Origin of the sequence: Paenarthrobacter sp. YIM B13468, from assembly GCF_042788025.1 — a bacterium.
Taxonomy (GTDB): Bacteria; Actinomycetota; Actinomycetes; order Actinomycetales; family Micrococcaceae; genus Arthrobacter; species Arthrobacter aromaticivorans.
Genome location: NZ_JBHZPI010000008.1, coordinates 69131 through 94961 on the forward strand (window position 1 = coordinate 69131; position 25831 = coordinate 94961).

Annotated in this window: 23 protein-coding genes and 1 tRNA gene; 8 read left to right on the forward strand and 16 right to left on the reverse strand. The window is 62.5% G+C overall.

Features of this window, described 5'->3' with window-relative positions:
• The first annotated feature begins 151 nt into the window (after nucleotides 1-151).
• Nucleotides 152-646, forward strand: a complete 495-nt coding sequence (gene greA / locus ACFX4T_RS09625; RefSeq protein ID WP_216924913.1) for a transcription elongation factor GreA — start codon at nucleotides 152-154, stop codon at nucleotides 644-646.
• A 67-nt stretch (nucleotides 647-713) separates the two neighbouring features.
• On the opposite strand, the gene ACFX4T_RS09630 is transcribed toward greA, so the two are convergent.
• The 4 genes from ACFX4T_RS09630 to ACFX4T_RS09645 are packed head-to-tail and all read right to left on the reverse strand — an operon-like array spanning nucleotide 714 to nucleotide 4906.
• Nucleotides 714-1328, reverse strand: a complete 615-nt coding sequence (locus ACFX4T_RS09630; protein ID WP_223948368.1) for a rhomboid family intramembrane serine protease — start codon at nucleotides 1326-1328, stop codon at nucleotides 714-716.
• A gap of 14 nt (nucleotides 1329-1342) precedes the next feature.
• On the reverse strand, nucleotides 1343-2581 hold the full coding sequence (ilvA, locus tag ACFX4T_RS09635) for a threonine ammonia-lyase (RefSeq protein ID WP_216924911.1): 1239 nt from the start codon (nucleotides 2579-2581) through the stop codon (nucleotides 1343-1345).
• Between the two features lie 3 nt (nucleotides 2582-2584).
• Nucleotides 2585-3865 (reverse strand): AI-2E family transporter, encoded by a 1281-nt coding sequence (locus ACFX4T_RS09640; protein WP_223948367.1) that lies wholly within the window; start codon nucleotides 3863-3865, stop codon nucleotides 2585-2587.
• Between the two features lie 57 nt (nucleotides 3866-3922).
• Nucleotides 3923-4906, reverse strand: coding sequence for an aldose 1-epimerase family protein (locus tag ACFX4T_RS09645; protein WP_377651593.1), 984 nt, complete (start codon nucleotides 4904-4906; stop codon nucleotides 3923-3925).
• A gap of 80 nt (nucleotides 4907-4986) precedes the next feature.
• Here ACFX4T_RS09645 and galT point away from each other — a divergent pair, with 80 nt between their 5' ends.
• From galT to ACFX4T_RS09660, 3 genes are read left to right on the forward strand one after another with little or no spacing between them, the layout of a single operon-like run.
• Nucleotides 4987-6147: a galactose-1-phosphate uridylyltransferase gene (galT, locus tag ACFX4T_RS09650; protein WP_377651595.1), complete on the forward strand. Its 1161-nt coding sequence runs from the start codon at nucleotides 4987-4989 to the stop codon at nucleotides 6145-6147.
• Nucleotides 6144-7304, forward strand: coding sequence for a galactokinase (galK, locus tag ACFX4T_RS09655; RefSeq protein ID WP_377651597.1), 1161 nt, complete (start codon nucleotides 6144-6146; stop codon nucleotides 7302-7304). Before galT ends, galK begins: the two co-directional genes overlap by 4 nt.
• A gap of 53 nt (nucleotides 7305-7357) precedes the next feature.
• Nucleotides 7358-8596, forward strand: coding sequence for an acetyl-CoA C-acetyltransferase (locus ACFX4T_RS09660; protein ID WP_377651599.1), 1239 nt, complete (start codon nucleotides 7358-7360; stop codon nucleotides 8594-8596).
• A gap of 100 nt (nucleotides 8597-8696) precedes the next feature.
• Here ACFX4T_RS09660 and ACFX4T_RS09665 read toward each other — a convergent pair whose 3' ends face one another.
• Entirely contained in the window at nucleotides 8697-9620 is a 924-nt protein-coding gene (locus tag ACFX4T_RS09665) for a Bax inhibitor-1/YccA family protein (RefSeq protein ID WP_216924905.1), read from the reverse strand.
• Between the two features lie 278 nt (nucleotides 9621-9898).
• On the opposite strand from ACFX4T_RS09665, the gene ACFX4T_RS09670 reads away from it, so the two are divergent.
• From ACFX4T_RS09670 to ACFX4T_RS09685, 4 genes are read left to right on the forward strand one after another with little or no spacing between them, the layout of a single operon-like run.
• A complete protein-coding gene (locus tag ACFX4T_RS09670) occupies nucleotides 9899-11296 on the forward strand; it encodes a branched-chain amino acid ABC transporter permease (protein ID WP_223948361.1) in 1398 nt (465 codons plus the stop codon).
• A 9-nt stretch (nucleotides 11297-11305) separates the two neighbouring features.
• Complete coding sequence (locus tag ACFX4T_RS09675; RefSeq protein WP_216924904.1) at nucleotides 11306-12274, forward strand: branched-chain amino acid ABC transporter permease; 969 nt, start codon at nucleotides 11306-11308, stop codon at nucleotides 12272-12274.
• Nucleotides 12271-13341, forward strand: coding sequence for an ABC transporter ATP-binding protein (locus ACFX4T_RS09680; protein WP_377651602.1), 1071 nt, complete (start codon nucleotides 12271-12273; stop codon nucleotides 13339-13341). The genes ACFX4T_RS09675 and ACFX4T_RS09680 overlap by 4 nt, the downstream gene beginning before the upstream one ends.
• Nucleotides 13338-14108: an ABC transporter ATP-binding protein gene (locus ACFX4T_RS09685; RefSeq protein ID WP_216924903.1), complete on the forward strand. Its 771-nt coding sequence runs from the start codon at nucleotides 13338-13340 to the stop codon at nucleotides 14106-14108. Before ACFX4T_RS09680 ends, ACFX4T_RS09685 begins: the two co-directional genes overlap by 4 nt.
• A gap of 210 nt (nucleotides 14109-14318) precedes the next feature.
• On the opposite strand, the gene ACFX4T_RS09690 is transcribed toward ACFX4T_RS09685, so the two are convergent.
• The 11 genes from ACFX4T_RS09690 to ACFX4T_RS09740 form a co-directional block, all read right to left on the reverse strand.
• Nucleotides 14319-15674, reverse strand: coding sequence for an ABC transporter substrate-binding protein (locus tag ACFX4T_RS09690; protein WP_216924902.1), 1356 nt, complete (start codon nucleotides 15672-15674; stop codon nucleotides 14319-14321).
• Between the two features lie 224 nt (nucleotides 15675-15898).
• Nucleotides 15899-15972 (reverse strand) — tRNA-Leu (locus tag ACFX4T_RS09695).
• Nucleotides 15973-15993: 21 nt separating this feature from the next.
• Nucleotides 15994-16914: an N-acetyltransferase gene (locus tag ACFX4T_RS09700; protein WP_216924901.1), complete on the reverse strand. Its 921-nt coding sequence runs from the start codon at nucleotides 16912-16914 to the stop codon at nucleotides 15994-15996.
• A gap of 63 nt (nucleotides 16915-16977) precedes the next feature.
• The gene (locus ACFX4T_RS09705; RefSeq protein ID WP_216924900.1) at nucleotides 16978-18435 is read right to left on the reverse strand and encodes an NAD(P)/FAD-dependent oxidoreductase; all 1458 of its coding nucleotides are present in this window, start codon (nucleotides 18433-18435) and stop codon (nucleotides 16978-16980) included.
• Between the two features lie 38 nt (nucleotides 18436-18473).
• Nucleotides 18474-19847: a S8 family serine peptidase gene (locus ACFX4T_RS09710; protein ID WP_377651605.1), complete on the reverse strand. Its 1374-nt coding sequence runs from the start codon at nucleotides 19845-19847 to the stop codon at nucleotides 18474-18476.
• On the reverse strand, nucleotides 19844-20800 hold the full coding sequence (locus tag ACFX4T_RS09715) for an exopolyphosphatase (RefSeq protein ID WP_377651608.1): 957 nt from the start codon (nucleotides 20798-20800) through the stop codon (nucleotides 19844-19846). The genes ACFX4T_RS09710 and ACFX4T_RS09715 overlap by 4 nt, the downstream gene beginning before the upstream one ends.
• Complete coding sequence (locus ACFX4T_RS09720) at nucleotides 20797-21480, reverse strand: DUF501 domain-containing protein (RefSeq protein ID WP_377651610.1); 684 nt, start codon at nucleotides 21478-21480, stop codon at nucleotides 20797-20799. Before ACFX4T_RS09720 ends, ACFX4T_RS09715 begins: the two co-directional genes overlap by 4 nt.
• Before the next feature lie 67 nt (nucleotides 21481-21547).
• Nucleotides 21548-22408: a septum formation initiator family protein gene (locus ACFX4T_RS09725; RefSeq protein ID WP_377651697.1), complete on the reverse strand. Its 861-nt coding sequence runs from the start codon at nucleotides 22406-22408 to the stop codon at nucleotides 21548-21550.
• 180 nt (nucleotides 22409-22588) lie between these two features.
• On the reverse strand, nucleotides 22589-23869 hold the full coding sequence (eno, locus tag ACFX4T_RS09730) for a phosphopyruvate hydratase (protein WP_216924896.1): 1281 nt from the start codon (nucleotides 23867-23869) through the stop codon (nucleotides 22589-22591).
• 116 nt (nucleotides 23870-23985) lie between these two features.
• The gene (locus tag ACFX4T_RS09735; RefSeq protein WP_377651611.1) at nucleotides 23986-24684 is read right to left on the reverse strand and encodes a MazG nucleotide pyrophosphohydrolase domain-containing protein; all 699 of its coding nucleotides are present in this window, start codon (nucleotides 24682-24684) and stop codon (nucleotides 23986-23988) included.
• A complete protein-coding gene (locus ACFX4T_RS09740; protein WP_223948353.1) occupies nucleotides 24662-25804 on the reverse strand; it encodes an adenosine deaminase in 1143 nt (380 codons plus the stop codon). The genes ACFX4T_RS09735 and ACFX4T_RS09740 overlap by 23 nt, the downstream gene beginning before the upstream one ends.
• Nucleotides 25805-25831: the final 27 nt, after the last annotated feature.

Genomic DNA, 25831 nt, shown 5'->3' on the forward strand with positions numbered 1-25831 from the left:
CAATCGTGTGACCCACAACTCAACCAGTTTGGGTTCGTCCAGAGGATTTACTACAATGGATGAAACCTTCACCCCGTTAAGTTGGTTACTGAGTTTCACGAGTGGCCACCTCGGCGGGGTCTTTGCTTTGTCAGATCAAAAGGAGAAATCCGTGTCTACCACCAACAGCGCCACAGCAGCTTGGCTTACCCAGGAAGCTTTCGACCGCTTGAAGGCTGAGCTGGACCACCTTTCCGGCGCTGGCCGGGCGGAAATCGTCCAGAAGATCGAAGCCGCCCGCCAGGAAGGCGACCTCAAGGAAAACGGCGGATACCACGCAGCCAAGGAAGAGCAGGGCAAGATTGAAGCCCGCATCCGTCAGCTCACCGCGCTCCTGCGCGATGCCCAGGTTGGCGAAGCTCCTGCCGATGACGGAATCGTAGAGCCCGGCATGTTGGTTGTTGCCCGCATCGCCGGGGACGAAGAGACGTTCCTGCTCGGCTCCCGCGAGATCGCAGGTGACTCCGACCTCGATGTCTTCAGCGAGAAGTCTCCGCTGGGTGCCGCCATCATCGGCCACAAGGAGGGCGACAAGCTCAGCTACACCGCCCCCAACGGCAAGGAAATTCCGGTGGAGATCGTTTCCGCCAAGCCGTACGTCGCCTAAGCAGCACGAAAAAGCCCGACGCCGGTCCACCCCTTTGCAGGGTGGGCCGGCGTTTTTCGTGCTTGCCTCAGATGATGGTCCGGGATTTCGGACGCAACAGGATGGCCGCGATAATCCCTCCAATGGCCCCGCCCAAGTGGGCCTGCCACGAAATAAAGCCCATGACGGTTGGCAGCACCCCAAAGAGGATGCTGCCGTACGCCATGAAGAGGACCACGGACAGAAGAATCTGCCACCAGCTCCTGTTGAAGAAACCCCTGACCAGCAGGAACGCGAAGAACCCAAACACCAGCCCTGACGCCCCCACCGTGATTCCTCCCCCACCAATAAGCCACACCGTCAGGCCCGAACCCAACCAGCTGAAGGCCAGTGCCGTGAGGAACACCCTGATGCCTGCCAGGAAAACCAGGAAGCCGAAGATGATCAGGGGCAGGGTGTTGGACAGCAAATGGTTGAGGTTCGCATGGAGCAGTGGAAACGTCAGGATGTCCAGGACGCCATCCAGGCTCCGTGACCGCAGCCCAAAAGTAGCGTTGAGGCCATGCCTCATCAGCGTGTTCAGGAACTCGATGACGTACAGCAGGATCACGAAGCCGCCCATGAACAGCAGGCCGCCCTTGGCTCGGCCCGCGAGTGTCTCCTTGGCCTCGGCCTTGGATCCGTCAGGCGTTTCGAGCACCATATCTGCGGCTCCCGTCAGTGCACCACGATCGGCTGGAAGCCTTCGGCCCTCAACGCGCCGAGGACCTGCTCGCCGTGTTCGTGGCCCTTCGTTTCCAGGTTGATGGTGATGGAGACATCGCCCATGCTGATGGAACCACCCAGGCGTGTGTGGTCCAGGCCCGTGACGTTGGCGTCGTTTTCGGCAATGATGCGGGCGATCGTCGCCAGTGAGCCTGGGCGGTCGTCCAGCATCATTCGAACCGTCATGAACCGGCCCGCAGCCGAGAGGCCGCGTTGGATGACCTTGAGCATCAGCATCGGATCGATGTTGCCACCGGAAAGCACGACGGCGGTGTTCCCCGGGTTTTCGATTTTGCCATCCATCAGCGCGGCTACTCCCACCGCGCCTGCCGGCTCCACGACCATCTTGGCCCGTTCCAGAAGGAAGATCAGGGCCCGGGCAAGGGAATCCTCGCTCACAGTCACGACATCGTCCACGAGCTCGCGGATGATGCTGAAAGGAAGCTGCCCTGGTCGGCCTACGGCGATGCCATCAGCCATGGTCGAAACCTTTTTGAGCGGTACCAGGGCGTCCGCAGCGAGGGACGGAGGATAGGCGGCCGCGTTTTCCGCCTGCACCCCGATGACCCGAATCTCGCGTCCGAGCTCTTTGGCCTTGGCCTTGATGGCCACTGCGACGCCTGCAAGAAGTCCGCCGCCGCCGACGCCCATGAGAATGGTGTCCACGTTGGGGATCTGCTCCAGGATCTCCAGTCCGATGGTGCCCTGGCCGGCGACGACGTCCACGTTGTCAAAGGGGTGCACAAAGACTGCGCCTGTTTCGTTGGCATAGCGCTGGGCTTCGGCCAATGCCTCATCCACGTTGTGGCCGTGAAGGATGACTTCGGCACCATGGCTGCGTGTTGCTGCAAGCTTGGGAAGCGCGACACCGAGCGGCATATAGATGCGCGCGTTGATGCCAAGGCTCTTTGCGGCTACGGCTACGCCTTGTGCGTGGTTGCCTGCGGAGGCAGCTACCACGCCCCGCTTCTTCTCGGCCTCATTCAGGCGCGCCATCCGCACGTACGCACCGCGGACCTTGAATGATCCCGCCCGCTGCAGGTTCTCGCATTTAAAGAAGACGTTGCCGCCCACGAGGCTCCCCAGCGCACGGGACGACTCCACCGGAGTCTTGGTAATAATGCCCTCGAGCAACTCCTGCGCCTTGAGGACATCGTCCAGCGTGACGGGCAGGGTATCGAGGGTATTCACTGACTATTCTCCTTTGTTGGTGTCAACTGCAGGCTCCTGGACGGAGGTGTTATCTGCGGCCTTGGTCTTGCCGGCAGCGCTGCTGCCGCTGCGGGATCCGGCTCCCGGAAGGTGGACTTCCTTGAAGTTGGAGTCGCTATCAGTTTCCGACGATGCGGCTCCAGGCTGCAGCTCTGCCGCGCCCAATCCTTCATCATGTTCCCACGTCCGGCCGGCAATGTAGCGAACCGCCGTGTTTACTACGGCGAGCAGTGGCACTGCGAAGAGCGCTCCGGGAATGCCTGCGAGATAGGATCCGGCTGCTACCGAAAGGATTACTGCGACGGGATGGAGGGCCACAGCCTTACCCATGACCAGCGGCTGCAGGATATGGCTTTCAAGCTGCTGGACAAGCAGGACGATGGCCAACATAATCAGGGCGTTCACGGGTCCGTTCGCCACAAGGGCCAGCAGGACGGCTATCGCACCAGTAACCAGCGCACCCACCACCGGAATGAACGAACCGATGAACACCAGGACCGCCAGAGGAAGCGCGAGGGGGACCTGGATGATGGCCGCACCAACGCCGATGCCCACGGCGTCGACAAATGCAACGAACATCTGGATCCGTACGTAGCTGACCATGGACGTCCAGCCACGGCGTCCGGCACCATCGGCAGCCCTGCGTGCCCTCTTGGGCAGAAGCCGGACCAGGAAGCCCCAAATCCGGCTGCCTTCCAACAGGAAGAAGATCAGGATAAAGAGGGCAAGGACCAAGCCGGCCGCGAAGTGACCGGCGGTACTGCCAAAGGACAGGGCGCCGCTGAGGATGGTGCTGCTGTTGTTCTGCAGGGCGGTGACGGCGTCAGAGACGTACTGGTCAATCTGGTCAGCCGTCAGGTGCAGGGGCCCGGCTGCCAGCCAGTCCTGGATCTGCTGGATGCCTGTCAGGGCCTCCGTCCACAGCTCGCTGAATCCTGAGACAAGCTGCCTGCCTACCAGGGCAAGGGCGCCTCCGATGACTCCAATGAAAGCCAGCACCGTGATTGCCACGGCCGCCCCGTTGGGCACATTCCGCTTGCGTAGCCAGATCACTACCGGGTAGAGGAGTCCGGCCAGGAGGGCGGCGACCATGACCGGAATGATGAGGAAACTGACCTTGCCGAGCAGCCATACCAGGGCGCCGATCATCAACAGGATCAGGCCCATTCGCCACGACCACGCGGCCGCAATGCGCACCCCATAGGGAATGTCTTGGGCGATTTGTTGGTCAGAACGTGATTTGGCGTCCGGTGTTGGCGTCATGAACCCATAATTCCGCAGGCCGCCCCGTATGGGAAACCGGCCCGCCGCGCACATAGCCTAGATGGAGGCGGTAATCCCCCACGTCATGGTCAACGTCTCCCCTGGCGCAAGCCAGCGCAGACCATCTCCGCTGTTAAACGCGTTGGCTGGACCGGTCATGGGCTCAATGGCGACTACTTTTGATCGGCCTGGGAACGTGTCCGTGACGAACACGTGGACATACTGGCAGTTCTGGTCCTGCACGAGTGACACGCTCCGTCCATCCGGCGCAGTCAGCGTATGGCGGGCCACGCCGCCGTCGAACGTCAGGTCCGTCAAGGCGACGTCAATGTCCAAGCTGCCCACCGCCCGACCCGCGGAAAGGTCAAAGTCTCCCTCCACCGCAGCGGTGCTGCGGGGAATCAATCGCTCGTCCGCTACCAGGCGGGTGGCTGCCTTGACGGTCAGGACCAGATCTTCGACGGCTACCTCACCAAGCCGAAGATAGGGGTGGGCACCCAGGACGACGGGGGCGTCCATCTGGGAATCGTTGACCATCGTCTGTGAGACACGAAGATCCAGGTTTTCGTCGAGCTCATACCGAACGATGTGCCGGACAAGGAAAGGGTAGCCATGCTGGGGGAAGACGGTTGCTTCCAGCGTCACTGAGAACTCAGACTCGTCCACCAGGGTGTAGCCCGCGTTGCGGAGGAGTCCGTGGCTGGCGTTGTTGCGTGAGACCTCGGTGATATCGAGCTGCTGTTTCTTGCCGTTGAGGTACCAGGCGCCATCCTCCACCCGGTTGGCCCACGGGGCTAGCGTGATTCCCGTGGCGCCTGGCGGAATCTCTGCGTCACCGTAACTTTCGGTAAGTTGGACGCCTCCGCGGGAGTACAGCCGAAGACCTGCAGCAAGCTCGGTCACGACGGCGAGCGCATCGTCCCGCCGAAGTTCGAATTGGCGGCCGGTGGCGAAGCGGCGGGGTGCTGCTTCGCCCGGGTTTTGGGCGGCTGGCAAGGATGCAGGGGGCGGAGACGCAGGCATGGCAATACCGTACTGCATGCCTGCCTTTCCCCAAGCAGCCAATGTTAGCTTTTGTTTGAAACTATGCGTTTTTGATTGCTTTGTGGAATGATGGACCCATGAGCCGTATGACCAGCACCCGCCTCGCCGACAACCGTGAGTTGATCTACTTTGACGACCCCGGAACTCCTGAGCGCACCCCGGAATCGCTGGTGGATCACCGCGAGCTTCCAGCAAGGGGCGAGCCTGGCGAGGTCAGGTACGACGCCCTGTCCGGCGAATGGGTAGCAGTGGCCGCCCATCGGCAAAGCCGCACCCACCTCCCCCCGGCCCACCAATGCCCCATTTGCCCCACCACTGCCGATAACCCATCCGAGATCCCCGCGCCGGATTACGACGTCGTGGTTTTCGAAAACCGGTTCCCCTCGCTGGGACCGGTACTGGGCGACATTCCGGAGATCCCAGGTCATGGATTCGCCGGCCACGGCGTCACCGGACCTGCCTACGGCCGCTGCGAAGTTGTGGCCTTCACGCCGCGGCACACAGGGTCCTTCGCCGAACTGGGAGAGACCCGCGCCCGCACCGTCATCGAGGCTTGGGCACAACGCACAGAAGCACTCAGCGCCCTGCCCGGCATCAAGCAGGTCTTCCCGTTCGAGAACCGCGGCGCCGATATCGGAGTCACCCTCCACCACCCCCACGGCCAGATTTACGCGTATCCCTACGTCACGCCCCGGGCCGCCGCCCTGGGCGCGGTAGCCCGCAAATACTACGACGACGTCGACGCGAAAGAAACGCTGGGTGCGTCCCTACTCAAGGCAGAACGCAACGATGGCAGCCGTATGGTTCTCGAAGCCAAGCATTTCAGCGCCTACGTGCCCTTCGCCGCCCGCTGGCCTCTGGAAATCCATCTGGTCCCCCACCGCAGCATCCCCGACCTCGCTGCCCTGACGGGCGAAGAACGCGACGAGCTCTCCCACGTCTACCTGGACCTGCTGAAGCGGCTTGATGCCCTCTACCCCACCCCCATGCCGTACATTTCGGCTTGGCACCAGGCACCACTGGACCCGGTCCTGCGCCCGGCCGGCCAGTTGCACCTCCAGCTGACCTCACCACGCCGCGCTGCCGATAAGCTCAAGTACCTCGCAGGCTCTGAAGCAGCCATGGGCGCGTTCATCAATGACACCACCCCGGAAGCCGTGGCGGAGCGACTCCGCGACGTCGCTGCACCCACCGAGATCACGCGGTTGGCCAACACCCTGGAAGGCACCCGAGCATGACCACCACCACTGACACCAGCGTGCTTTCTGCCCGCTTCCAGGAAACCTTTGGTTCAGTTCCCGACGGCGTGTGGCAGGCACCGGGACGCGTCAACCTGATCGGCGAACACACGGATTACAACGAGGGCTTCGTACTTCCCTTTGCCATTGATAAGACCGCCAAGGTGGCAATTCGCCTCCGCGGGGACTCCACCGTGCGGTTGTTGTCCTTGTTTGGCGGTCACGGCTTGGTAGAGGCGGACCTTTCCGGCATGGAACCAGGATCCGGCGAAGGCTGGTCACGCTATCCACTGGGCGTTGCCTGGGCCTTGAAAGAGCGTGGCATTGACGTTCCCGGTTTTGACCTGCTGCTCGATTCGGACGTTCCGCTGGGTGCCGGGCTCTCATCCTCCCACGCGATCGAATGTGCCGTTATTTCCGCCCTCAATGACCTCACCGGGGCAGGTTTAGGCGCGGAGGATCTGGTGCTCGCCACCCAGCGTGCTGAAAACGTGTTCGTCGGCGCCCCCACCGGCATCATGGACCAATCCGCTTCACTGCGCGGAGCGAAGGGCCATGCTGTGTTCCTGGATTGCCGGGACCAGCACGTTGACCTGGTCCCCTTCGACGCCGAGGCATCTGGCCTGGTCCTGTTGGTCATCGACACAAAGGTGTCGCATTCACATGCCGACGGCGGTTACGCCTCCAGGCGCGCTTCCTGCGAGTTGGGTGCCGAAATTCTCGGCGTCAAAGCACTGCGCGACGTCGGCGTGGATTCCTTGGAGGAAGCTGCTGGCCTACTGGATGAGACAACCCTTCGCAGGGTCCGGCACGTGGTCACCGAAAACGACCGAGTACTCCAGACCGTGGAAATCCTCAACAGCGAAGGCCCGGCCAGTATTGGCCCACTGTTGGACGCCAGCCACGTGTCCATGCGCGACGACTTCGAGATCTCCTGCCCCGAGCTCGACCTCGCCGTGGAGACAGCCAGGGCCAACGGCGCGATCGGAGCCCGCATGACCGGGGGCGGTTTCGGCGGCTCTGCCATCGCCCTGACTCCGGTCGGCCAAGAGCAACAGGTGCGTGACGCCGTCGTGCGTGCGTTCGCTGAAGCCGCTTTCACTGCACCGGACATCTTTACCGTGACTCCAGCTGCAGGTGCCCTTCGCTTGGCCTGAACTCTCAGGCTTACGCCCGTCTTCCTTCCAGATGCCGGGCGTAAGCTGGGGCCATGACTGAGGCTGTCATCGTTTCCACTGCCAGAAGTCCAATCGGGCGGGCCTTCAAAGGCTCCCTCAAGGACGAACGCCCCGACGACCTTGCCACCGCCATGGTGCAGGCCGCACTCGCGAAAGTTCCGGGTTTCGATCCTGCCGCCGAAGATGGAGGCGGCCTTGATGACATCCTGCTGGGATGCGCCGAACCCAGTGGCGAAGCGGGCTCCAACATGGCCCGCGTCGTCGCTGTCCTTGCAGGCCTGGACCGCGTTCCGGCGGCGACCATCAACCGGTTCTGCGCTTCCAGCCTCCAGACTCTTCGTATGGCATTCCACGCCATCAAAGCCGGTGAAGCAAACGCGATCATCTCAGCCGGCGTCGAAAGTGTCTCGAGATACCAGAATTGGGCAGGGGCCGGACAGACCGACGCCGGCAACCACAACCCGCTCTTCGAATCAGCAGGCCAGCGGTCAGCCGCCCGGGCGGCGTCGAACATTCCCTGGACGGATCCGCGGCTTGGCGGGCGACTTCCCGATGTCTATATCGCCATGGGCCAGACAGCCGAGAATGTTGCCACAAGTTACGGAATCGGCCGGGCGGAGCAGGACGAGTGGGGCGTGCTGAGTCAGAATCGCGCCGAAGCGGCCATCGCCTCGGGTTTCTACGCCCGCGAAATCACGCCGTACACGCGCAAGGACGGCACCCTGGTTGAGCGGGATGACTCCCCGAGGGCAGTCGTGACCTTGGAAGCTGTATCCGCCCTGGAACCCGTTTTCCGGCCCCAAGGTACAGTGACCGCGGGCAATGCGTGCCCACTGAACGATGGCGCCGCCGCCGTCCTGGTCATGAGTGACTCCCGTGCGCGGGAGCTTGGACTACAACCGCTGGCGCGCGTTGTCTCCACCGCCGTTTCCGCCCTTTCCCCCGAACTCATGGGCATGGGGCCAGTTGAGTCAACGCGGCGGGCGTTGGCGCTGGCAGGACTGACGATTGACGACATCGACCTCGTGGAGCTCAACGAAGCCTTTGCGGTCCAAGTGGTTGCCAGCGCCCGTGAACTGGGCATCGACCCACAGAAGCTCAACGTCCACGGCGGCGCGATTGCCCTGGGGCACCCCTTTGGCATGACCGGAGCGCGCATGACCACCACGCTCCTCAATGGCCTGAAGGAACGCGACGGAACCCTTGGCCTGGCCACGTTGTGCGTGGGAGGCGGCCAAGGAATGGCTGTTGTTTTCGAACGCCTGAGTTGAGGCCTGATTGGGGCCGCGCCCACTGCTTAAACCAAGCCTGTCGTTTAAAGAAAAATGCCCCCGAAGTAATTCGGGGGCATTTTCCTGAACTCGGGCGGACTTAGTCGTCGCCGCGCAAAATCGCCAGAAGCCGAATGATTTCGACGTAGAGCCAAACCAGGGTGACGGTCAGGCCGAAGGCAGCGATCCACGAGTAGCGCTCAGGGGCGCCGGCACGGACGCCTTCTTCGATGCTGGTGAAGTCCATGATGAGCGAGAAGGCTGCCAGGCCAATCGCCAGGATGCCAATGAAGACACCCAGCGGGATGCCTGCAATCGTGATACTCGTGCGCAGGCCGAACGGTTCCTGGACCGCACCAGTCCACATCATGACGAGGTTGATCAGCGCAAAGACCGCGTAGCCGATGGTGGCGATCATGAAGAAGCGCACCATCTTGGGCGTTGCGCGGACCTTACCGCTCTTGAAGAGCATCAGCGTAACGCCGAAGACGGCCAGAGTGCCGATGACCGCTTGGAGGCCGACGCCGGGGAACATTCCGTCAAGAATCCGGGTCAGGCCACCGAGGAAGAGTCCTTCAAGGCCCGCATACGCCAGAATGAGTGCCGGAGAAGGCTGCTTCTTGAAGGTATTGACCAGTGCCAGGACGAAACCGCCCAGTGCACCGACGATCATGAGCATGGTGGACAGGGCCGGAGCTACAAAGAGCGTGATGCCGGCGCCGACGACCAGGGCAACGAGGCAGGCGACGGTCTTCATGATGACGTCGTCGTAGGTCATCCGCCCGGTGTCGGCGGGTCCTGCTGCAGGCTGGTTGTACATCTGCTGCAGTTGTTCGTTGGTCATGTTCTGCTGCGAGGCGGACCAAGCGGACTGCGCGTCGAGGACCTGTCCAGGCGCGCGGCCAGGTGCCTGGTTAAACTGCTGGCCGTACGGGTTGGAATACGGATTTTGCGGAACAGGCGGTGCCTGTTTGGCTCCACGGAAATTCTTTCCGTTGAAGATAGGGTTTCCGCCAAGTGCCATTGCGGGTGTCCTCCTGAAAAGGGCTGAGTGATAATTCACGGTACCAATTACCACGCGCCCAGGGGACAGAAAGTTCCCTTGTTCACCCAGACGAAACTCAACCGTGACACGAATGTGGGAGATTGCTTGTTGCCTATAGCTTCACAGTTGTTATCCGATCGCTATCTTCTGACCTCTATGCGGTGCATTTTTTAGCCGCACTGAGCGGTAACATAGGCCACACATGGGTGACTTAGATCACAATCGAGGCAGCTAGGCAAGAACTGTTCACAAGCCCCATGACCGTTCGCACCGGCTGCAATGGCGCAGCCGGGACCACCCCCACTGTGGAGGTTTCCATTTTGAGAAGCACACTGCGCGACCCGTCCATGAGACGGTCCAAGGGACTGCAGAGAGCCGTGGGGGCGTTCTTCGCAGCCCTCATTGCCACCCTGTTGATCGCCGCCCCCTCGGCGGAGGCTACCACCCCCTCGCCTTCGCCATCCCCAACGAATTTCCAGAACAATATCAGCGGCTTCCTCCGCGACGATGCCCGCGCCCCCATACCGGGTGTGAAGATCAAGGCCTCGGGCAACGGATTTGAAGGGGAAGCCACCTCCGGAGCAAACGGCGCCTGGAGCATAGGTGTCCCCGTGCAGGGCACGTACAGAGTTGAGCTTGATACCTCCACCTTGCCGGAGGGCATCAAGCTGGCCGATGGCCAGGAGAATCCGCGCGATGTCACGTTCAACCAGACGTCCAACCTGTCGGTGATCTTCGCTTTCGGCAAGGGCATCGTCGTCCAGCAACAGGACTTCGGCCAAAACCTCCTCAACCGCTTGGTTGCGGGACTGAGCTTCGGCCTGCTGCTGGCACTTGCCGCCGTGGGCTTGTCCCTCATCTTCGGCACCACAGGCCTCACCAACTTCGCCCACGGTGAGATGGTGACCTTGGGCGCTGTCCTGGTCTTCATGTTCAACGGATTTGGCTTGCCGTTCTGGCTGGCCATCCTGCTGTCGCTGATCGGCGGCGGACTCTTCGGGTATGTCCAGGATGCCGGACTCTGGCGGCCCCTGCGGCGGCGCGGCTCGGGCCTGGTGCCCATGATGATTGTCAGCATCGGCCTTGCCCTGGCTATCCGCTACGTCATCCAGTTCTTCTTCGGCGGCGCCACCCAACAGCTGCCCGGAGCCCAAAGCGCAGAGGTCCAGATCGGGCCCATCTCCATCTCTCCGAACAACCTCTGGTCCCTGTTGATCAGTGCCGTGGTGATTGCCCTGATCGGCATCGTCCTGCTGAAGACCCGTCTCGGTAAAGCAACCCGCGCGGTGGCAGACAATCCTGCTTTGGCGGCTGCTTCGGGCATCGACGTCGACTCCGTTATCCGGCTGGTATGGATTGTTGGCGGCGTCCTCGCTTCCCTCGGTGGCATCCTGTGGGCCTACTACCGGCCCGGGGTGACCTTCGACATGGGCTCGCAAATCCTGCTGCTCATCTTCGCCGGCGTGACGCTCGGTGGTCTGGGAACCGTCTTCGGTGCCCTGATCGGTTCTATCGTCGTCGGTATCTTCGTGGAGCTGACCACTGTCTTTGGCCTCCCCGCCGACCTCAAGTACGTTGGCGCTTTGTTCATCATGATTGTTGTTCTTCTGTTCCGACCGCAGGGTATCCTCGGCCGGCGTGAGCGTGTGGGTTAGGAGCGGGCCATGGACTTCGGATTTATTCTTTCCAGCGCCCTTGGCGAATTGTTCAGCCCGACGACGGCGGCCTACGCACTTGCTGCTTTGGGCCTCGCCGTCCACTTCGGCTACTCCGGCCTGTTGAACTTCGGCCAGGCCGGATTCATGGCAGTGGGAGCCTACGGTTTCGCCATCTCCACGCTGACCTTCAAGACCCCGTTCTTCATCGGCCTGCTGATCGCGGTCCTGTGTTCGGTGATCTTCGCCTTCATCCTGGGTATTCCGACACTCCGCTTGAGGGCGGACTACCTCGCTATCGTCACGATCGCAGCAGCGGAAATCGTGCGTTACGTCGTCACTACCAACCAGCTCACCAGCGTTACGGGTTCGGCAAACGGCCTGGCCGCGTTCGAGGGTGGTTTCTATTCCATGAACCCCTTCCCCGAGGGGTCATACATGGGCATGAACAACCGTGACTTCTTCATCCGCGTTGTCGGGTGGGGCCTGGTCATCATCTGCTGCCTGCTGGTCTGGCTGCTGATGCGCAGCCCTTGGGGCCGCGTCCTGAAGGGCATCCGTGAAGACGAGAACGCCGTGCGGTCGCTCGGCAAGAATGTGTACTCCTACAAGATGCAGGCCCTCATCATTGGCGGCATCCTGGGTGCACTTGCAGGCATGATCTTCACCCTCCCCCGCGGCGCTGTCCAACCCTCCAACTACGGCACAGAGCTCACGTTCTTCCTCTGGACCTGTCTCCTGCTCGGTGGCATGGCAACCGTCCTGGGCCCGGTGATCGGAGCCATGATCTTCTGGGTAGTGCTCTCGCTGACGCAGAGCCTGCTTTATGGGCTCATCGAATCCGGAGTCATCACCTGGCTGACCACCGTTCAGGCCGGCCAGCTGCGCTACATCCTGGTTGGTGTGGCACTGATGCTCCTGATGATCTTCCGCCCGCAAGGCGTCTTCGGCAATAAGAAGGAGCTTGCTTTCGCATGAGTGAGACCAACGAACCAAACAGCAACAACCCAATCAATCCGGCTGGCCCGTCCAACACAGGCAGCACCGGCAGTTCTGTCTACGGCGCCATCCCGTCCGACGAGGCAGGCATCGACTACATGACCGATTCGCGTCCCATTGCGGTCGGGGAAAACACCCCGGGCTGCAAGAAGCGCGATCCGATCGTCGTAGCCGAAAACGTCACCCGTTCCTTCGGTGGCATCAACGCCGTGGACGTGGAATACCTGGAGATCCCCCGACACAAGATCACGGCATTGATCGGGCCAAACGGTGCCGGCAAGACAACCCTGTTCAACCTGCTCACCGGCTTCGACACGCCAAACACGGGCAAGTGGCAGTTCGAAGGAAACAGCATTGCCGGTGTCTCGTCCTACAAAGTGGCGCGCATGGGCATGGTGCGGACATTCCAGCTGACTAAGGTCATGGGCAAGCTGACAGTCATGGAAAACATGCGGCTTGGTGCCGCCGACCAGCCGGGCGAGCGTCTCTCCAAGGCCCTGTTCAAGGGCATCTGGGGTGGCCGCGAGAAGGAGATCACGGCACAGGCGCACGTGCTCTTGGAGAAGTTCAAGCTGGACGCCAAGAAGGATGACTACGCCGCTTCCCTCTCCGGCGGCCAGCGCAAGCTCCTGGAGATGGCACGTTCCCTCATGGTCCGGCCCAAGCTGGTCATGCTCGACGAGCCCATGGCCGGTGTGAACCCTGCACTGACCCAGTCCCTCCTGGACCACATCAAGAACCTCAAGGCTGAAGGCATGACAGTCCTGTTCGTGGAGCACGACATGAACATGGTGCGCCACATCGCAGACTGGGTGGTCGTCATGGCAGAAGGAAAGATCGTGGCCGAAGGTCCTCCCGGGGAAGTCATGAAGAACCCTGCCGTGATCGATGCTTACCTTGGAGCACACCACGACGTCGACCTCGGCGACGCAGAAGGCATCAAGGAACTCGAGGCAGAACTTGAGGCTGACGAAGAGTCGGTGGTGGGAACAGAAGACGCAGGCATCCTGTCCGAGATCGTAGAAACCAAGGAGGACGGGAAATGAGCAGCACCAGCGCAATGCCCGCCTCAGCGGATGCCCCGGCAAGCGATTCAGTCGTCAAAGTCACCAACCTGGTGGCGGGCTACATTCCTGGCGTCAATATCCTCAACGGTTGCTCCATCGAGGCCCGCAAGGGTGAATTGATCGGAATTATCGGTCCCAACGGCGCCGGTAAGTCCACCCTGCTGAAGGCGATGTTCGGCCTGGTCAAGGTCCACTCCGGAACCGTGGTGGTCAGGGGTCAGGATCTCACCGGTTTGAAGGCCAATAAGCTTGTCACCCAGGGCGTTGGCTTTGTCCCCCAGACCAACAACGTCTTCGCCACCCTCACCATCGAAGAAAACCTCCAGATGGGCATGTTCCAGCGGCCCAAGGCGTTCGCCGAGCGCTTCGACTTCGTTGCCAGCCTCTTCCCTGAACTGGCCAAGCGACGTGCCCAGCGAGCAGGTTCCCTCTCGGGCGGTGAACGCCAGATGGTAGCCATGGGGCGGGCACTCATGATGGACCCCGCGGTGCTCCTGCTCGATGAGCCATCGGCGGGTCTCTCCCCCGTCAAGCAGGACGAGACGTTCCTTCGGGTCCACGAGATCAACCGCGCCGGCGTCTCGGTCATCATGGTGGAACAGAACGCCCGCCGTTGCCTGCAGATCTGCGACCGCGGCTATGTCTTGGACCAAGGGAAGGACGCCTACACGGGCACTGGACGCGAGCTCATGAAGGACCCCAAGGTTATCCAGCTGTACCTCGGAACCCTGGCCGACGAGGTCTAGAAGCCGCATCACGCACGCTCGGAGGGCCTTGGGTATACCCAAGGCCCTCCGTCGTTTTCCGGCAACCCGTTGCCAGGCCCACTCCGCGCCCCAAACCCAGCCCCAGACACGCACACCAGGCCCCACAAAACACCCACGTAAAACAAGAACAGGTCCCCTTCCTGGAGAGGAAGGGGACCTGTTCTGTTTGCGGTCTAGTCAGGATTTGGCTTAGAGCTTGCCGAACTCTTCACGGACCGGCTTGTAGGTGTTGTTGTCCTGGTATTCGTAGATACCGATGTAAGCCTCGGTGGGGTCACCGGCGTCGGAGAACGTTACCGGACCCGACTGGCCGTCATAGTCGATATCCTTGCCCTGGCGAAGCAGGGTCACGCAGGAGGCGAAGTCGGTGCACTTCTCGCCGCCTTCAGAGACGTCCTTCAGCTTGGCTGCAATGTCAGTGCCCTTGGTGCTCTTGGCCGCTTCGGAGGCCAGCGAGATCAGGTTTACGGCGTCGTAGGACTCGCCTGCGTAGCTGTAATCCTTCAGGGCCGGATCGATGGCGAGGAGCTTCTGCTTGAAGGCGTCCTTGGCGAACGTACCGGGGATGGTTCCCTGTGCGCCCTTCAAGGTGCCGGCCTGGAAGTCCTTGCTGTAGTCCGAGGTGTTGCCATCAACCATGAACAGCTGCGTGGGCTTGATTCCCTTGCCGGTGATCAGTGGGACGATGCTCTTTGCCTGGTCGAAGGTGATCAGTGCGATGGCGTCGGGCTTGGCGGCAATGACCTTGTCCACCTGGCTGCTGAACTGCGAGTCACCTTCGTTGAAGAGCTCCTCGGCAACAACCTTGCCGCCAGCGGCCTCGAAGGCCTCCTTGACGTTCTTCTGCAGGCCGGTGCCGTAGGCGTCGTTGAGGACGATCATGCCAACAGTCTGGGCGCCACAGGTAGCCATGTAGTTGCCCAGGACCTTGCCCTGCAGGACGTCAGAGGGGGCGGTACGCCAGTACAGGCCCTTGTCGTCCCAGGTGGTGAAGTCAGGGGACGTGTTCGCAGGTGAGAACTGGATGACTCCAGCGCCGGTGATCTGGTTGATGACCGTCTTGGAAACACCGGACGAGGCTGCACCAATAATTGCGCTTACGCCCTGGCCCAGCAGGGCGGTGGTGGACTGGGTTGCGATGTCGGTCTTGGTATCACCGGAGTCACGGTGCACCACCGAAACCGGAGCACCCAGGACGCCACCAGCATCGTTGACTTCCTTGATACCGAGGTTGACGCCAGCAATTTCGGGTGGGCCGAGGAACGCGAGCGACCCCGTCGTCGGCAGCAGCGATCCAAGTTTCAGAGGAGTGGCGGTAGTGGTGGTCGAGGGAGGTACGGGTCCCGTGTTGGTAGCAGCCTGGCTGTTGCCGGCTCCCGCCCCTGCACTCGGAGCCGGGCAGGAGATGCCTGCGGCGGCGGCGGAACTGGACCCGGTCTGGCTCGGCGTGGAGGACCCACCACAAGCTGTGGCCAGGAGGGCAACCCCAATGCCAAGCGCTGTAAGCTTGGCGGCTCGGGGCGCCGCTTGGGAAAGATCAAACATTCGTTGTCTCCTCGATCGAAAGGTGCGAACTGCCTTTGATGCGATAACTCAGGTGTTCCTGATTAAGACTCAAACTAGTGCAATTGATCCGGGAAGATAAGTGATTCAGGTCACATCCCTATAACACTCGTTGCCTGTGGGGAATCTACGAGCCTGCTGGGAAAAGTCCCTGAAGGATAGCCGACAAATGGAAGGGGAGGAATCCTCCTCCCCTTCCATCCTTGTGCCCCAGGTGGGACTCGAACCCACAACACGCGGATTTTAAGTCCGCTGCCTCTGCCAATTGGGCTACTGGGGCGCCCGCACCATGGTATCCCAGCTACACGCGTTCGAATGGCGCCGCGTAGCGAAAGGTTCCCCGGACGCCGTCGGGCCATGCCGGTAATGGCAGCAACTGGAAGTGATCGCCCCAGGCTGTCTCGGGCGGTTCCACACCCAAGGAAGTGGCCGGCACATAGCCGAAGCGCGGGTAGTAAAGGGGGCTGCCCAACAAAGCAATGGCAGGCACCCCTGCCGCCGTGGCGCGCGAGGCGGTCTCGCGCATGAGGGCCGAGCCGATGCCGCGTCGCTGAAACTGGGGAAGCACGCCGATAGGACCCAACCCCACTAGCTCCAGGTCGCCGATCCAGCCGCGGGTGCTGATGGCGTGGCCAACAATGTCCCCGCCAATCTCAGCTACGATGCTCAACTCGGGAATGTACTCGTCGCACTCGAAGAGCTCACGCAGCAAGCCAACCTCCAAGGGAGTCCCCTCAACCGGCTGACCGGTCACCGGAGACACTGAAAAGGCACGTGCCGTCAGTTCCAGGATTTCAGGACGGTCTTCTAGCCGCTCCGTCCGCAGTACCAGTCCCCGGGCCAGCAAACGCAGAACGTCCAACGCGCGGTCGGCGTCCGCTACCGGGACCAGCAAGTGGTCATGATGAAAGCCCGCCAGAACGTTGCAGCTGATGCCTGCGTGCGTCAGTGCCGCACTCACGGCGGCCGTCAAACCCACCGCTTCCAATGCTGAATGAATCTGGAGCGTGATCCAGGAAGCCACGAAATCGTAGGCGAGGCCAAGCCTGTCCGCCTCGTCCCGCCGCATCACCACAGTCAAACCTTCGGCCTCACGGACGGCGGCCTCGATGTCGCCTTCCAGCGGCCTGCCATGCGGCCAAAGCGCGTACACGTAGTCACCATCCCTAATGACGGGATGCAGGGACTCCAGAAGGGTCTTCAGATCGGTTTCGCCAGGCATGGCAACAGCTTAAGCGACGACGGCCACTCCCCTCAGGGGAGCAGCCATCGTCGGACGTGCGTACTACTTGGCGTCAGCCGATACCGGAGTCTTGTCCTCGGCAGGCTTTTCCGCAACAACAGGCGCGGGAGCAGGTGCAGCAGCCGGCTTGGGGGCCGGGGTTGCAGCCGCAACGAAAGCGCCACGCGGGTTGTCCAGGTCAATCAGCTGCGTGGTGTCGCGGCCTGCGAAGAAGGCCAGGATCCAGCCGAAGATCACGCGGAACTTGCGCTCAACCGTGGGCATGGCCATGCCGTGGTAGCCACGGTGTGCCAGCCAGGCGAGGCCGCCCTTGAGGCCGATGCGGCCCAGCAGGTTGATGTTGGCAACACCCTTCCACTCGCCGAAGCCGGCCACAGCACCAAGGTTCTTGTGCTTGTAGTCGTGCAGCGGCTTGTCCCAGCGGGAAGCCCAGAGGTTCTTGGCGAGCTTCTTCGCCTGGCGGAGCGCGTGCTGGGCGTTGGGGACGCAAGTACCGTCCGGCAAGCCCTTGCCCGTGAGGTCCGGAACAGCGGCGATGTCGCCGGCTGCCCAGGCGTTCTCGACGATGCCTTCGTCGCCGGCAATACGGAGGTCCGGGAGGACGCGGACACGGCCGCGCGGTTCCAGCGGGAAGTCCGTTGAACGGATCATCGGGTTGGCCTGCACACCGGCAGCCCACACGAGGGTGTCAGCTTCAACTTCACCGGCGGACGTCTTGTCCGGGAGGTTGATCAGCTTGAGGTTGCCTTCAGCGCTGTCCAGGGAGGTGTTGAGGAGGACCTCGATATCGCGGCTACGCAGGTGCTCTACGACCCACTCGGCCTGGGATGCGGTGACCTCGGGCATGATGCGGCCCATGGCCTCAACGAGGATGAAGCGGACTTCTTCCTGGCGGACACGCGGGTTGTTCTTGACCGCGGCGCGGGCGAGGTCTTCCATTTCGGTGAGGCATTCGATGCCGGCAAAACCGCCACCGACAACCACGAAAGTGAGGGCCTTGGCGCGCTCTGCGGGGTCCGTCATGGTGGAGGCGGCTTCGATGCGCTCCAGGACCTTGTTGCGCAGGGCTACGGCTTCCTCAATGGTCTTCAGGCCGATGCCCTTGTCAGCGAGGCCCTTGATCGGGAATGTGCGGGTGATGGCACCAGCTGCGATGACGACGTCGAAGTACGGAATCTCGAAGGTAGCTTCACCATTGGCAGGAGCCACAACCGCGGTGCGGTTGGCGTGGTCGATGCTGGTGACGCGGCCCTGGATGAGCTCGGTCTGCTTGAGGTGCTGACGGTGGGAGACGACGGCGTGGCGTGCCTCGATGTTGCCACCAGCGACCTCGGGGAGGAACGGCTGGTAAGTCATGTAGGGCAGTGGATCTACGACGGTGACGATGCCACCTGCGTTCGCGATCTTCTTCTGCAATTTAAGGGCTACGTACAGGCCGACGTAGCCGCCGCCGACGACGAGAACCCGGGGACGGTCAATGAGCTCTGGGGTGGTTGCCATGAAACCAGAGTACAGCACTTTGTGAAAATCTTCACTAGCTACTTCCGGGTGGGTGGATCCACCGCCTCCAGCGTTCCCGCTTCCGCCTCTTCCCCAGAAGTGGAAGGGTTCTTGGCGACCCTGCGCAGCTGAATGAAAGCGCCCACAACGATCACTGCAAAAATGCCGCCGAATCCGAGCACGACGGCGGCCGGAAGGGCGTCATCAACATGTGCAGGAGTGGCGGCGACGGGAACGGTCGGATCTGCCAGGGTGGGTGCCGCGCTCGTAGGACTGGCCACAGGAGCCTCGGAGGGGGTGCTGAAGTCGCCTCGCCGGTGGACGCGGATCCAGTCCGCGATCGATCCGAGCGGGTTGGTGCTTGTGGTCTCTACCTCATCCTTCAGCGCTGCCTCTGCGTTGAGCACACCGTAGCCGTAAAGGGGGTCCTTGCCAGGGGCGCCGGCGTCCTTGGCCGTGCTCACAATCCTGTTGATGACCTGCTTCGCACTCATGTCAGGCCACTTGGACCGGATGAGTGCGGCCACGCCGGAAACGATGGGCGCGGACCCGGAAGTTCCAGCCCATTGCGCGTATCCGCCGCCGGGAAGGCCGCCAAGGAGGTCTTCTGCCGGTGCTGCAACGCCAATGCTGATCCCCTGGGAGGAGGAGTCGACGCTGGCCCGGCCATCGCCGTCGAGCCCTGCCACGGTGAGCACACCGGGAATGGTGGCAGGAGCTCCAACCTGCACGTTGCCACCAACCCGGTTGCCCGCGGCGGCGACGATCACCACATCCTTTTGCTCGGCATACAGGAAGGCCGCATCCCAACTTTGAGGCCAAACCGGTGAGGTGCTGCCCAGGGAAATATTGATGACCTTCGCGCCATTGTCCACGGCCCAGCGCACGGCGTCTGGAATCTGCTCCTGGTCCGTCTTGCCTCCCGGGTTCGGTGACCCCAGCCAAGTGGATACTGCCAGGATCTCCGCCTCAGGCGCGACGCCGATGATCCCGTCCGGTCCTCCGGCAGGAGGGACGGTGGGCGAGGCTGAGGGCGGCGGGGAAGCTGTGGGCGTGGTGTGTCCGCGCCCGGCCAGCATGGTGGCCACAAGGGTTCCGTGCTCCGTCTTTGCCCCTATGCTTTTCTGTCCGTTGGGCGCTCCGGCTCCGGAAACGTCCGTTCCGCCCACCACGACGCCCTTCAGGTCAGGGTGGTTCCCGTCAATTCCGCTATCGATGATAGCGACCTTGACGCCTGCTCCCTTTGAAACCTGCCAGGCATTCGTGATTCCCGATTCCTTGAGCCAGTACTCCTTGTCCCGCCAGGCGTCCGCCACCGCTGCCGGCGCAGTCAACAGCGCACCGGCCAGCGCTCCCCCGGCCAGCATCGTGGCCAGGGCAGCAGAAAACAGGCGGTGGCATCGCAGGGTCATACGGAGTCCCGGATACTCAGGGCAATCCCATCCAGGATGTCGTGCTCGCTGGAAATTGCACCGCTGATGGAACCGTTGCCCACGGCGGCAAGCCTTTCAAGGATTCGCCGCCACACCAGGGCCCCAGCTCCAATGACGTCCACGCGGCCTGGATGCATGTAGGGAAGAACGGCCCGTTCGTCGCGGGTCATCTCCAGCAGGCTGGTGCACGCGTCGCTAATGGTTTCAATATCGAGATAGGCGCCGTGGATCCGGTCCGGCTGGTACTCGCTCAGGCCAAGGGCGTGCGCAGTGATGGTGGTGATGGAACCCGCGACGCCAACCACGGCTGTGGCACGGTCAAGCGGAACTGTCTGCGCAGCAAGGTCAAGTGCGGCGTCGACGTCGGACTCTGCTGCTGCAATCTGCGCCGCCGTAGGTGGGTCGCTGCGAAGGTGCCGCTCGGTCAACCGCACACAGCCGATGTCCACCGAACGCGCAGCAATCACGCCATTGGCGTCGCCGAGCACGAATTCGGTGCTGCCGCCACCCAGGTCAACCACCAGCACCGCGTCGTCCCCTGTGACCGGCAAAACGCTGCTGGCACCTGCGAAGGACAGCGCAGCTTCCTCATCACCTGAGATAACTTCGGGCTCCACACCCAGAAGCTCCCGGATGCCGTCAACGAAAACCTGGCGGTTCCGGGCGTCGCGGGTGGCCGAGGTGGCGGCAAAGCGCACGCGCGCGGCACCGTGTTCACGGATAAGTGCTGCATAGTCCGCGGTGGCGGAGAAGGTGCGTTCCAGGGCCTCCGGAGCAAGTTCTCCGGTAGCGTCTACGCCCTGTCCCAGCCGGACCACGCGCATTTCACGCACGACGTCGGTCAGCGGCCCGGGCGCCCCGTTCGCCGAAGCGTCGGCAATGAGGAGGCGGATGGAGTTGGTTCCGCAGTCAATGGCGGCGACGCGGCTCATGCGTCCTCCACCAATTCGCTGCCGGACCCGGCTTTGGGTTTACGGACCGGCGCCGGGCGCCCTACGATGTCAGGCAATCCTTGAGGACCGTGACGGCTAAGATCCCTCGAGGGAGCCTCGCCTGCAGTGTCCCAGGCGCCATCGCAGTAGCAACGGTCCTTGGTCCACCACTCTGCGATAGCGTCCAAAGCTTCGTCACCCAAGGGGTTGACCCCGGGACCGGCCGCCAAGGAGTGGCCAACCAGGACGTGCAAGCACTTGACGCGGGTGGGCATGCCACCGGCGGAGATCCCATCGATTTCCGGCACGGCCCCCGTCCCGGAACGTCCAGCGATGTCATTGCGTGCCTGCAGGTAGGCCTCGTGGGCGCCAAGATACACGTCCGCAAGTTCCTGATCGGCGGTAAGCCGATCATTCATCTCGTTCATCATTCCGCCCGCTTCCAGCCGCGACACTGCGGAGGTGATGACCGGGTGGGTCAGGTAGAACGTGGTGGGAAATGGAGTCCCGTTGCTGAGCCGGGGTGCCGTGGCCGCCACGAGCGGGTTCCCACATACACAGCGCGCGGGAATCTCCACCACGTCCCGCACCGGCCTGCCCAGCTGGCGGCTGAGGACATCGAGGTCGTGTGCTGATGGCTGGCGGGATTCCTGCGGCACGGCTGCCGTGTTCTCTTCCACTTGCGCTGCCAACCTTCCTGCCCTTTGGCCATGTCCTGGAAGGACACGACGGCGGCGGGCACCGCGTCTAGTCTGTTGCCGATCGTCTGATTGACTCCCAGAGCGCATCCACCCAGGGCAGGTTTGCCGGGTTTGCGGATGAGCCGGAGCCGGTGCGGCCCCCAGGGGTACCGGCGGCTTCTTCCCCGCCAAATACCCAGTAACCCGTTTCACCCGGCATAACCATGTTAATGCGGTCGCGGGCCTGCTGTTTCACGTAGTTGGGATCCTGCCACCGGGAAAGCTGCTTATTCAGCTCCGCCTGCTCTGCCTGCTTGCTCGCGATCTCGGCCTCCAGGGCGGAGATTTCGGCGCGCTTCTCCAGAAAAATCCGGACCGTGGGCGCGAGCATGATGGTGATGGCAATCATGACCACAGCCAACGCCAGCATCCTGCCCGAGAACGCCTTGGCAGGTACAGGATCGAGATCCTGGGCATCACGGGTGCCGTTGCCGGAGGCTTTGCCTGAAGCTTTCGTGGACGCGGCGGGGCTGTACTTGGTTGCGGGGCTCGTCTTGGTTGCAGGGCTGTTCTTGGTGGCCGGGGTCTTGCCGCTGCCTGGAGCCTTGGTGGCTGGGAGCTTGGTATTGCCTGGAGTCTTGGTACCGCCGGAGGACCTCGTGCTGCCCGGGGTTTTGGGAGCCGAGGGCTTCCTGGTGGCCGCTTTCGGCGTCGAGGATTCCGCAGAGCCGCGGGAGGCGCCGAACTCAGCCTCGATGACGTCTCCACCGGCAGGGTCTGCGCTGTTTGGCTTGCCCACCGGGTTGGGCCCAACCGGATCGTTGGCCGTGCCTGCGCTGGTTGACCTTCCGGCGCTGGTTGGCCTTCCTGCGCTGTTCGGCGTTCCGAGGGAGTCGGCCCTGGGAACCTTTGGACGACGGGTGGCCATGACACTCCTGTAATGCCCGGTGCTTGCCTGGCGGGTTGCTGCGCTTGCCCTGCGCGTAACGTACATGTGCGGAACTTGCGTAGGTCCTGCTGTGCCCGCGGCTCCGCAGGCAAGCGTTAAACAGAACCGGTGGCTATGGTCTTTCCACCATAGCCACCGGTCAGCTGTTTTCGCGGAATGCTAGCCCTTGAAACGCGGGAACGCGCTGCGGCCGGCGTAGCGTGCGGCGTCGTCGAGTTCTTCTTCGATGCGCAGGAGCTGGTTGTACTTGGCGACGCGCTCGGAGCGGGCCGGGGCACCGGTCTTGATCTGGCCCGCGTTGGTGGCAACGGCGATGTCAGCAATAGTGGTGTCCTCGGTTTCGCCGGAGCGGTGCGAGGTGATGGTGGTGTAACCGGAACGCTGGGCCAGGGAAACGGCGTCCAGGGTCTCGGTCAGGGAACCGATCTGGTTGACCTTGACCAGCAGGGAGTTGGCCGTGGCGGCGCTGATTCCCTGCTGCAGGCGGACCGGGTTGGTGACGAAGAGGTCATCGCCAACCAGCTGGACTTTGTCACCGATGGTGTCGGTGAGGGTCTTCCAGCCTTCCCAGTCGTTCTCGTCCAGCGGGTCTTCAATGGAGACCAGCGGGTAGTCGGCAACGAGCTCGGCGTAGTAGGCGCTCATTTCCGAGGCGGTCAGTGCCTTGCCTTCGAACTGGTAAGCACCGTCCTTGTAGAACTCGGAAGATGCAACGTCCAGGGCAAGGGCGATGTCCGTACCCGGGGTGTAGCCGGCGTTCTTGATGGCTTCCTGGATCAGGTCCAGCGCAGCGCGGTTGGACGGCAGGTTGGGGGCGAAGCCACCCTCGTCACCGAGGCCCGTGGAGAGGCCCTTTTCCTGGAGGACAGCCTTGAGGTTGTGGTACACCTCAACACCCCAGCGCAGGCCTTCGGAGAAGGTCTCGGCACCGATCGGGGCGATCATGAATTCCTGGATGTCAACATCGGAGTCCGCGTGCGAGCCACCGTTGAGGATGTTCATCAGCGGAACCGGGAGGACGTGTGCGTTCGGGCCACCGAGGTACTTGTACAGCGGCAGGTCCGAGGAAGCAGCGGCTGCGTTGGCAACGGCCAGGGAAACACCCAGGATGGCGTTGGCGCCGAGCTTGCTCTTGTTCGGGGTGCCATCGAGGTCGATCATGGCCTGGTCGATGCTGCGCTGGTCCGTTGCGTCGAAACCAATGAGTGCCGGCGAGATCTCGTCGATGACGGCGTCAACGGCCTTCTGGACACCCTTGCCGAGGTAACGGCCTTTGTCGCCGTCGCGGAGTTCAACAGCTTCGTGCTCGCCGGTGGAGGCGCCGGAGGGAACTGCTGCGCGGCCGATCTGGCCGTCGGAAAGCAGGACCTCAACTTCTACGGTCGGGTTTCCGCGGGAATCAAGGATTTCGCGGGCGTGGATGGCATCGATAAGCGCCATGGATGTGCTCCTTATGGGCAAATTACAGGAATGTGGAGGGAAATTCTCAACGTCCTCGTCGCTACTAGCGTAGTCGAGAGTGGCTTAGGTTACGGAACGGGTTCAAACTCCTCGCGTCATGAAGGCTGGGCCTTCCCGTTCTGAAACGATCGAACTGCTGCGCGCAGGGCACGCTCGGCGTCGAGCCCTTGCTCCCGGGCACCGGCAACGACGGCGAGCAACAGTTCACCCAGCGCCTCTTCGGTGTCTGGAACCGCAGGAAGCCCGACGGCGGTTGCCTGGCTTTGCGCGTCAATCGACAGACCCGCACGGGCAGCACGGTCCAGGGACTTTTGCGCCCCTGCCAAGGCGGGTAGGTGCGGTGGAATTCCCTCGAACGGATCGGCACGGCCGGGCTTCTCGGAACGCTTCACGGCATCCCACTTCAGGACGATTTCCTCGACCGTCGCCGGGAACGTGGCCTGCAGCGAACCGTCCGGCTTGAAGACGTGTGGATTGCGGCGGACCATCTTCGCGTTGATGCCGCGGGCTACGGCATCAAAGTCGAAGCTGCCGCGCTCCTGGGCAAGCCGGGCGTGAAGCACCACTTGAAGCAGCACATCGCCCAGCTCGCCGCGGAGCTCCTCGTCCCTGGTCGGCGAATCCCCGGCCTCAATCGAGTCCACAACCTCGTACGCTTCCTCGATCAAGTACTCCACCAAGGATTCATGCGTGAGCGCCCCCATCCAGGGGCAGTGATCACGCAGCGACGCGATCGTCCGGATCAGCTCCGCAATCCCGGCCCCGGACTCGTTAGCCGAGGTTGGCGTAGGCATCGTTGATGTACTCGACCAACGCTTCACGCTCGTCCAGCGGCAGGAAGGCGGCCTCTGCGGCGTTGAGCGTCAGTTCGAGCAAATCATCGAGGTCGTAGTCGAAGGTTTCCACCAGGAGCTCGAACTCGTCCGTCAGCGTGACACCGCTCATGAGCCTGTTGTCCGTATTGATGGTCACGTTGAAGCCGAGCTGGAAAAGCATGTCCAACGGGTGGCTCTCGATGCCTTCGCCGAAGCTGGAGATGGCACCGGTCTGGAGGTTCGATGACGGGCAGATTTCCAGGGGAATTCCGCGGTCGCGTACCCAGGCGGCCACGCCGCCGAGTGTCACCATGCCGATGGTGTCCTCGCCGTCGTCGTCGGAGTTGTCCTCAAACTCCACCGTGATGTCCTCGGCAATACGCACGCCGTGCCCAAGCCGGAGGGCGCGTCCGTCCACGAGGGCCGACTGGATGCTGTCCAGGCCTGCGGCCTCACCGGCGTGGACCGTGGCCGGGAAGTTGTTCTCGGCAAGGTAGGTGAAGGCGTCCTTGAAGCGGGAGGGCAGGAAGCCGTCTTCGGCGCCTGCAATATCGAAGCCGACAGCGCCGTTGGCGCGGTGTCGAACGGCCAGCTCCGCGATTTCCTGGCCGCGGTCGGCGTGGCGCATCGCAGTGATGAGTTGCCCCACCTGAATCTGCTGGCCGCGTTCTTCCGCCGCATCCACGCCGGCTTCGAGGCCATCCTGGACCGCTTCCACCACTTCATCCAGGGTCAGGCCCTTTTGCAGGTGCTGTTCGGGGGCCCAGCGTACTTCACCGTAAACGACGCCGTCCTCAGCGAGGTCTTCCACGAATTCCTTCGCGACCCGGAACAGGCCCTCCTTGGTCTGCATCACGGCAATCGTGTGGTCAAACGTTTCCAGGTACCGCACCAGCGAACCGGAGTCGGCAGATTCGCGGAACCATTCGCCCAAGGCAACCGGATCAGTGGAAGGCAGCGTGTGGCCGACGGCCTGCGCCAGTTCGATGATGGTTGCAGGCCGCAGTCCTCCGTCCAGGTGGTCGTGGAGGGAAACCTTGGGAAGGCTCTTCAAATCGAAGTCGAGGGCAGGGGCGGCATCAACAATGGGCTCAGTCACGTACTAACTGTAGGGGGACCGCAGGTG

Bases quoted from the DNA above. Each gene is read 5' to 3' on its own strand.
- ACFX4T_RS09630 (WP_223948368.1), bottom strand. From the start codon at position 1,328: ATGGTGCTCGAAACGCCTGACGGATCCAAGGCCGAGGCCAAGGAGACA.
- ACFX4T_RS09640 (WP_223948367.1), bottom strand. From the start codon at position 3,865: ATGACGCCAACACCGGACGCCAAATCACGTTCTGACCAACAAATCGCC.
- ACFX4T_RS09645 (WP_377651593.1), bottom strand. From the start codon at position 4,906: ATGCAGTACGGTATTGCCATGCCTGCGTCTCCGCCCCCTGCATCCTTG.
- galT (WP_377651595.1), top strand. From the start codon at position 4,987: ATGAGCCGTATGACCAGCACCCGCCTCGCCGACAACCGTGAGTTGATC.
- galK (WP_377651597.1), top strand. From the start codon at position 6,144: ATGACCACCACCACTGACACCAGCGTGCTTTCTGCCCGCTTCCAGGAA.
- ACFX4T_RS09660 (WP_377651599.1), top strand. From the start codon at position 7,358: ATGACTGAGGCTGTCATCGTTTCCACTGCCAGAAGTCCAATCGGGCGG.
- ACFX4T_RS09665 (WP_216924905.1), bottom strand. From the start codon at position 9,620: ATGGCACTTGGCGGAAACCCTATCTTCAACGGAAAGAATTTCCGTGGA.
- ACFX4T_RS09670 (WP_223948361.1), top strand. From the start codon at position 9,899: ATGACCGTTCGCACCGGCTGCAATGGCGCAGCCGGGACCACCCCCACT.
- ACFX4T_RS09675 (WP_216924904.1), top strand. From the start codon at position 11,306: ATGGACTTCGGATTTATTCTTTCCAGCGCCCTTGGCGAATTGTTCAGC.
- ACFX4T_RS09680 (WP_377651602.1), top strand. From the start codon at position 12,271: ATGAGTGAGACCAACGAACCAAACAGCAACAACCCAATCAATCCGGCT.
- ACFX4T_RS09685 (WP_216924903.1), top strand. From the start codon at position 13,338: ATGAGCAGCACCAGCGCAATGCCCGCCTCAGCGGATGCCCCGGCAAGC.
- ACFX4T_RS09690 (WP_216924902.1), bottom strand. From the start codon at position 15,674: ATGTTTGATCTTTCCCAAGCGGCGCCCCGAGCCGCCAAGCTTACAGCG.
- ACFX4T_RS09700 (WP_216924901.1), bottom strand. From the start codon at position 16,914: ATGCCTGGCGAAACCGATCTGAAGACCCTTCTGGAGTCCCTGCATCCC.
- ACFX4T_RS09705 (WP_216924900.1), bottom strand. From the start codon at position 18,435: ATGGCAACCACCCCAGAGCTCATTGACCGTCCCCGGGTTCTCGTCGTC.
- ACFX4T_RS09710 (WP_377651605.1), bottom strand. From the start codon at position 19,847: ATGACCCTGCGATGCCACCGCCTGTTTTCTGCTGCCCTGGCCACGATG.
- ACFX4T_RS09715 (WP_377651608.1), bottom strand. From the start codon at position 20,800: ATGAGCCGCGTCGCCGCCATTGACTGCGGAACCAACTCCATCCGCCTC.
- ACFX4T_RS09725 (WP_377651697.1), bottom strand. From the start codon at position 22,408: ATGGCCACCCGTCGTCCAAAGGTTCCCAGGGCCGACTCCCTCGGAACG.
- eno (WP_216924896.1), bottom strand. From the start codon at position 23,869: ATGGCGCTTATCGATGCCATCCACGCCCGCGAAATCCTTGATTCCCGC.
- ACFX4T_RS09735 (WP_377651611.1), bottom strand. From the start codon at position 24,684: ATGCCTACGCCAACCTCGGCTAACGAGTCCGGGGCCGGGATTGCGGAG.